Source organism: Neisseria sp. P0022.S010 (genome assembly GCF_051956635.1).
In genome coordinates, this window is record NZ_JBQCXF010000141.1 from 1 (window position 1) to 7,027 (window position 7,027).

At 47.2% G+C, this 7,027-nt stretch carries 7 protein-coding genes and 1 pseudogene; 7 read left to right on the plus strand and 1 reads right to left on the minus strand.

Translation table 11 applies throughout. The features are described from left to right. The first annotated feature begins 236 nt into the window (after positions 1 to 236). From hscA to fdx, 4 genes are all read left to right on the plus strand, one after another. Positions 237 to 2,096 (plus strand): Fe-S protein assembly chaperone HscA, encoded by a 1,860-nt coding sequence (gene hscA, locus ACTHUT_RS11880; protein WP_440418821.1) that lies wholly within the window; start codon positions 237 to 239, stop codon positions 2,094 to 2,096. 82 nt (positions 2,097 to 2,178) lie between these two features. After that, the gene (locus tag ACTHUT_RS11885; RefSeq protein WP_070589957.1) at positions 2,179 to 2,808 is read left to right on the plus strand and encodes a GIY-YIG nuclease family protein; all 630 of its coding nucleotides are present in this window, start codon (positions 2,179 to 2,181) and stop codon (positions 2,806 to 2,808) included. Further along, positions 2,805 to 3,167, plus strand: coding sequence for a TIGR02328 family protein (locus ACTHUT_RS11890; RefSeq protein ID WP_440418822.1), 363 nt, complete (start codon positions 2,805 to 2,807; stop codon positions 3,165 to 3,167). The genes ACTHUT_RS11885 and ACTHUT_RS11890 overlap by 4 nt, the downstream gene beginning before the upstream one ends. Before the next feature lie 93 nt (positions 3,168 to 3,260). Continuing rightward, entirely contained in the window at positions 3,261 to 3,602 is a 342-nt protein-coding gene (fdx, locus tag ACTHUT_RS11895; RefSeq protein WP_003686005.1) for an ISC system 2Fe-2S type ferredoxin, read from the plus strand. A 76-nt stretch (positions 3,603 to 3,678) separates the two neighbouring features. On the opposite strand, the gene ACTHUT_RS11900 is transcribed toward fdx, so the two are convergent. Beyond that, the gene (locus tag ACTHUT_RS11900) at positions 3,679 to 4,299 is read right to left on the minus strand and encodes a hypothetical protein (RefSeq protein ID WP_440418823.1); all 621 of its coding nucleotides are present in this window, start codon (positions 4,297 to 4,299) and stop codon (positions 3,679 to 3,681) included. Between the two features lie 317 nt (positions 4,300 to 4,616). Between ACTHUT_RS11900 and iscX the strand changes: the two genes are divergently transcribed. From iscX to ACTHUT_RS11915, 3 genes and pseudogenes are all read left to right on the plus strand, one after another. Next, positions 4,617 to 4,814, plus strand: coding sequence for a Fe-S cluster assembly protein IscX (gene iscX / locus ACTHUT_RS11905; protein ID WP_003682097.1), 198 nt, complete (start codon positions 4,617 to 4,619; stop codon positions 4,812 to 4,814). Positions 4,815 to 4,984: 170 nt separating this feature from the next. Continuing rightward, positions 4,985 to 5,866 (plus strand): methylenetetrahydrofolate reductase, encoded by an 882-nt coding sequence (gene metF, locus ACTHUT_RS11910; RefSeq protein ID WP_003683046.1) that lies wholly within the window; start codon positions 4,985 to 4,987, stop codon positions 5,864 to 5,866. Positions 5,867 to 5,955: 89 nt separating this feature from the next. Next, positions 5,956 to 7,027 (plus strand): annotated as a pseudogene (locus ACTHUT_RS11915) (5-methyltetrahydropteroyltriglutamate--homocysteine S-methyltransferase); the annotation flags it as partial.

Below are 7,027 nucleotides of genomic sequence, written 5' to 3' on the forward strand. Positions count from 1 at the left end.
TATGGATGATTAAAAACAGCCTTTCACCATGCGAAGTAAAAGGCAAGGCAAAGAGGCTGAATTTTATCCGCATTTCTTAAAAAATACAAGTCCGGATTCAAAATCCACTTTCTTTTCAATTAAAAAAACAACATTAGGCCTTATGGTTATTTCCTAGCAAACCACTCAACTATCTGCCAAAAATCTGCTAAAATCTGCCCCATCCTAATAAATACAGCATCAGAAGGCACACAATCATGGCTCTTTTGCAGATTTCAGAACCCGGCATGTCCGCCGCCCCCCATCAACACCGCCTCGCCGTAGGCATTGATTTAGGCACAACCAACAGCTTGGTTGCTACAGTCCGCAGCGGCAGCGCAGTCTGCCTGCCCGATTCAGACGGCCGCGCCACCCTGCCTTCGGTTGTTCGTTATTTGGATGGCGAAGTTGAAGTCGGCAAAAATGCCCTTTCCGCCCAAAAAACCGATCCGCTAAATACAATCAGCTCCGCCAAACGCTTAATCGGCCGCACCCTTACCGATCTTGCACAAGAGGCGCAATACCTGCCCTATCGATTTACACCCAATGAGCGCGTGGTCGAATTAAACACCCGTCAAGGTGCGAAAACGCCTATCGAAGTATCGGCAGAAATCCTCAAAGCCCTCAAATTGCGTGCCGAAGAAACATTGGGCGGAGATTTGGTCGGTGCCGTCATTACCGTACCCGCTTATTTTGACGATGCCCAACGTCAAGCTACCAAAGATGCCGCGCGCTTGGCAGGCTTGAATGTATTACGCCTCCTCAACGAACCGACTGCCGCCGCAATCGCCTACGGACTGGACAACGCCTCAGAAGGCACGTTTGTCGTTTACGACTTAGGCGGCGGCACATTCGACGTATCCGTATTGCAACTGACCAAAGGTCTGTTTGAGGTTAAAGCCACCGGCGGCAACAGCGCATTGGGTGGTGATGACTTCGACCATCGTTTGTTCTGCTACCTACTCGAACAAAACGACCTCTCCAAACTCAACGAACAAGACAGCCAGCTTCTGCTTTCCCTTGTTCGTACCGCCAAAGAAAAACTAACCACTCAAACCGAAGCCATCATCGAAACCACACTTTCAGACGGCCATAAAGTTCATACCGTCATTACCCGCCAAGAGTTTCACAACCTGACCCAAAATCTAGTACAAAAAACCATCGAGCCCGTCAAACAGGCTTTGAAAGATGCCGGCGTAACCAAGGCAGATGTCAAAGGCGTGATTATGGTTGGTGGCTCTACCCGTATGTTGCACGTTCAACAAGCAGTTGCCACATTCTTTGGTCAAACTCCGCTGAATAACCTCAATCCTGACGAAGTGGTCGCACTCGGTGCCGCCATACAGGCAAACGTCCTTGCAGGCAACAAAACCGACGGCGAATGGCTGCTGCTGGACGTTACCCCTTTGTCGCTCGGTTTGGAAACCTACGGTGGTCTAGCCGAAAAAATTATCCCGCGCAACTCCACCATTCCTACCGCACGCGCGCAGGACTTCACCACTTTCAAAGACGGTCAAACCGCCATGACGATACACGTCGTACAAGGCGAGCGCGAACTCGTTTCCGACTGCCGCAGCCTTGCCAAATTTACCCTGCGCGGCATTCCGCCCATGGCCGCAGGCGCAGCGCGTATCCGCGTGACCTTCCAAGTTGATGCCGACGGATTGCTGTCCGTTTCAGCACAAGAACAAAGCACCGGCGTACAGGCGCAAATCGAAGTCAAACCTTCCTACGGCTTGGACGACAGCACCATCACCCAAATGCTCAAAGACAGCATGAGCAACGCCGCAGAAGACATGGCCGCACGCGCACGCGCCGAAGCTGTAGTCGAAGCCGAAAGCCTGACCGATGCCGTCAACGCTGCTCTTGAATTGGATAGCGATTTATTGGAAGCCGAAGAATTGCAACAGATTCAACAAGACATTGTCGACTTGCAAGGCCGTCTGAAAGACGGCAAAGCCGAAGACATCCGCGCCGCCGTCGCCAAACTCAGCCACAGCACCGACAACTTCGCCGCCAAGCGCATGAACCGCAACATCCAACGTGCGTTGACTGGTCAAAGCGTTGATAATATTTGATGTCTAAACAATTTCAGACGGCCTTTGATAAAAGGCCGTCTGAAAAGATGTCATCTCACAGAAATAAAAATAAAGGACAACAATGGAAAAAGCAGGTATTGTCTACCTGATGAAAACCGTCATCAAAGGTGTATATAAGATTGGTATTACTGACGAAAATAATTTTGAAATTAGAATGCGCCATTTGGAAAACAACGGCTACGCAAACGTTGCCGGATTAGAACGCATTCTAGCCATTAAAACCGACAACTATAAAGAAAAAGAAACCTTACTTCATGAAATTTTCGGCAAAAGCCAAATAGGAGAAACTGAGCTTTTTGCAATTGATGAAAATCTTGTAAAAAGGCTTTTTCTCTCATTAAGAGGCGAAATTGTATTTCCTAAAAATGAAATAGCAGAGTTAGGTTTTGAAAAAACTGTCAAAGAACATCATCAAGAAAAAATCTTTGAAGTAAACAGAAGTGCATTTATCTCCTTTATTAAGGAAAAGCACCAACAAAATCCTTCCATATTAAGAAATCTCATCTCTTCAGAAAATGCATATAAACCCAAAAACTCCAAAGTCCGTCTATATAAAGACGAATACTTTGGAAAAAGCGGATCAAAGCTAACCACTGAAATTGAAGATGGTCTTCACATTTATACTACCTACTCAAAAAAGGATTTGAAGATAGCTTACGAAGATTACTCAAAATTATTTGAATCACAATGAGACTCTGGCACCAAACCCTTATTCCCCTACTCCCCCGCGCCCAGCTTTTGGGGCAACACCGTGAATGCGCCGCTTTACGCGGGGCGGGTTGGGGCAGGCCGCATACGACGGTTAATTACGTTTTTACCCATTCTCCCTACAAACTCTATCTATATCACGCACTGATTATGGCAGAGATGGAACAGCGCGGTTACAAACCTGATGCTTTATGGAAAGACCCGCTATATCGCGGCAAAGCCGTTGCACCATACCACACACATGCGGCTGAAACAGCCACTTCGCCGATTTATGCCGAACACGATGATGCCTACTTGGACGAATGTCTGGAAAATTTAAGAAGTAAAGGCATCATGTTATAAACCCATTTTTCAGACGGCCTGAATATTGAATACCCAAGGCCGTCTGAAACCACTTTAACCACAACCACTCTATAAACAACCGAGACAATAAAAATGCCAAAAATTACCGTACTCCCACACGCGACATTATGCCCCGAAGGCGCGGTTATCGAAGACGCACCGGAAGGCCAAACCGTCCTTGACGTACTGCTCGACCACGACATCGAAGTCGATCACGCCTGCGAAAAATCCTGCGCCTGCACAACCTGCCACGTGATTATCCGCAAAGGTTTTGACAGCCTGGAAGAACCAACCGAATTAGAAGAAGACCTGCTCGACCAAGCATGGGGCTTGGAAGCTGATTCACGCTTGAGCTGTCAGGCAGTCGTTGCGGATGAAGATTTGGTCGTAGAAATTCCTAAATATACGATCAACCACGCGCGTGAAGACCATTAAAACAAGGTTTAATGAAAAAGGCCGTCTGAAACCACAAATCTATGGTTTTCAGACGGCCTTTTGGTTATACAGCAAACTATTCGATATGAGGAAAAATAAAACGCATACGGGAAATCTGCATGGCAGCCACTTTTTGAGTGGCAGAATAATTTTCGATTTTTTCTTGAATTCTGATTTGATGCAGATTGCCGTGATGCTTAGGAGCAGATTTTTGAGGCTCGCTTGTCGCCTGCAACTCTTGCTCGGCCTTCAATGCTTCTGCCGCTTCAATCGCCGAAAGTGCAGCCTCATTCCTTACTAAACCGAAACGCTCGATGATGGCATTGGCTTCATCTATATAATGAGATTTGCCCGCGCCATTTTCCAACACCACATCTTCAAGTACGACCGACAAATGTTTGCCGCAATTTTCGATACGCTCGGCGATACGCGAATAAACCATCCAACGTTTCAACCTCAATGCGCCTGCATCATCATTGGGTGAAGCGGCATCCAGTTTAATTAAGCCATAGTGCTTGCCGTAATACAGACGGAACACCAGCTGCTTCAAATCCTTTGTTTCATCCAGCAGGCGATAAAATTCGCGAACCAACAACAGCAAACGGTCAAATGCGTCTGCTTTAGCCAGATACTCTGAATCATCTGAAGCAAGCGCGTAAATCAGTTTGGACAATTTGGCGTTGAGTGCGTTATTCATCATTTTTCCTTTTATTTTTACGTGATGGATTTCGTATTAAGAGCCGTTCCAGATGATTTGGTTGCATTGGGATAATGTAAATTATTCATGCGCAAACCATCATTCAAAACGGAATAAAATATATAAAACGGCAAATTCAAAGCGAATGTGCCGTGGTTTTTTAAGTGCCGTGCTGTATTTTAACGCAAATATGCTATTTTGTTAAAAAATACCCGCATTATTTATATCCGCATCTACAGTAAAACATTCTGGCAGTCCGCCTACTTCTTGATTAAAATGTTCACCAACAGCCTAAAGACCAAATAAAGGAACACATCATGAAATGGACAGATACCCAACGCATCGCCGAAGAACTCTACGACCTACACGGCGATAGCATCGATCCGAAAACCGTACGCTTTACCCAACTGCGTGATTTGATTATGGCTTTGCCTGAATTTGACGATGACCCGGCACGTTGCGGCGAGCGTATTCTCGAAGCCGTGCAACAAGCATGGATAGATGAAGCAGAATAATCTTTCTCCCTCCCCTATCAAACAAGACCTCAGGCTGTTTTTCAGACGGCCTGAGGCCTTTATTAAATCTATTCATACAATTTCGGAAAATTTCGAAATTGACTCATGCCAACCTCAAATTTATTATGCAGCCTGACAACAAATAAAAGATATGCAGAAGGTGCATAAGCATGAATCACGCTAGAGAAATTAACGCATTAAATCACAGCCTTTCCGATTTAAAAGGCGACATCAATGTTTCGTTCGAATTTTTTCCGCCGAAAAACGAACAAATGGAAACCATGCTGTGGGATTCCATCCATCGCCTGCAAACCCTGCACCCGAAATTTGTTTCCGTAACTTACGGTGCAAACTCAGGCGAACGCGACCGCACACACGGCATTGTTAAACGCATCAAACAAGAAACCGGCCTTGAAGCCGCCCCTCACTTGACCGGTATCGATGCCAGCCCTGACGAGTTGCGTCAAATTGCCAAAGACTATTGGGACAGCGGTATCCGCCGCATCGTCGCCCTGCGTGGCGACGAGCCGCCCGGCTACGAGAAAAAACCTTTCTATGCCGAAGATTTGGTCAAACTGTTGCGCTCCGTTGCCGACTTCGACATTTCCGTAGCGGCCTATCCTGAGGTACACCCGGAAGCCAAATCTGCTCAAGCGGACTTGATCAATCTGAAACGCAAAATCGATGCGGGTGCAAACCACGTTATCACCCAATTCTTCTTTGACGTGGAAAGCTATCTGCGCTTCCGCGACCGTTGCGTGATGATGGGCATTGACGTTGAAATCGTTCCCGGCATCCTGCCTGTAACCAATTTCAAACAATTGGCCAAAATGGCCCAAGTGACCAACGTCAAAATCCCAAGCTGGCTGTCTAAAATGTACGAAGGTTTGGATGACGACCAAGGCACGCGCAACCTTGTTGCCGCCAGCATCGCCATCGACATGGTCAAAGTCCTCTCTCGCGAAGGTGTCAAAGACTTCCACTTCTACACCCTCAACCGCAGCGAACTGACTTACGCCATCTGCCATATTTTGGGTGTACGTCCCCGTTAATAAAACAGACGGCCTCCCCATTCTGATTTACAATATCGAACATTCAGGCCATACCGGCCTGATTAAAAATTCCAACTAGGAGAGTTAACATGACAACATTGCATTTTTCAGGCTTCCCGCGTGTCGGAGCCTTCCGCGAATTGAAATTCGCACAAGAAAAATACTGGCGCAAAGAAATCAGCGAGCAAGAATTGCTGGCTGTTGCTAAAGACTTGCGCGAGAAAAACTGGAAACACCAAGCTGCTGCCAACGCTGATTTCGTTGCTGCAGGCGATTTCACTTTCTACGACCACATCCTCGACCTGCAAGTTGCCACCGGTGCCATCCCTGCCCGTTTCGGCTTCGACAGCCAAAATCTGTCTTTGGAACAATTCTTCCAACTGGCCCGTGGTAACAAAGACCAATTCGCTATCGAAATGACCAAATGGTTCGACACCAACTACCACTACTTGGTGCCTGAATTCCACGCCGATACCGAATTCAAAGCCAACGCCAAACACTACGTTCAACAACTGCAAGAAGCCCAAGCTTTAGGCCTGAAAGCCAAACCGACCGTTGTGGGTCCGTTGACTTTCCTGTGGGTTGGTAAAGAAAAAGGCGCTGTTGAATTCGACCGTCTGAGCCTGTTGCCTAAACTGTTGCCTGTTTACGTTGAAATCCTGACTGCTTTGGTTGAAGCCGGTGCCGAGTGGATTCAAATCGACGAGCCTGCTTTGACTGTTGACCTGCCTAAAGAATGGGTAGAAGCATACAAAGACGTTTACGCTACTTTGAGCAAAGTGAACGCCAAAATCCTGTTGAGCACTTACTTCGGTTCCGTTGCCGAACACGCCGCATTGTTGAAAGCTCTGCCCGTTGACGGTCTGCACATCGACTTGGTACGCGCCCCTGAACAACTGGACGCATTTGCCGACTACGACAAAGTTCTGTCTGCCGGCGTTATCGACGGCCGCAACATTTGGCGCGCCAACCTGAACAAAGTTTTGGAAACTGTTGAGCCTCTGAAAGCCAAATTGGGCGACCGTTTGTGGATCTCCAGCTCTTGCTCTCTGCTGCACACTCCATTTGACTTGTCAGTTGAAGAAAAACTGAAAGCCAACAAACCTGACCTGTACTCTTGGTTGGCATTCACCCTGCAAAAAACCCAAGAATTGCGCGTTC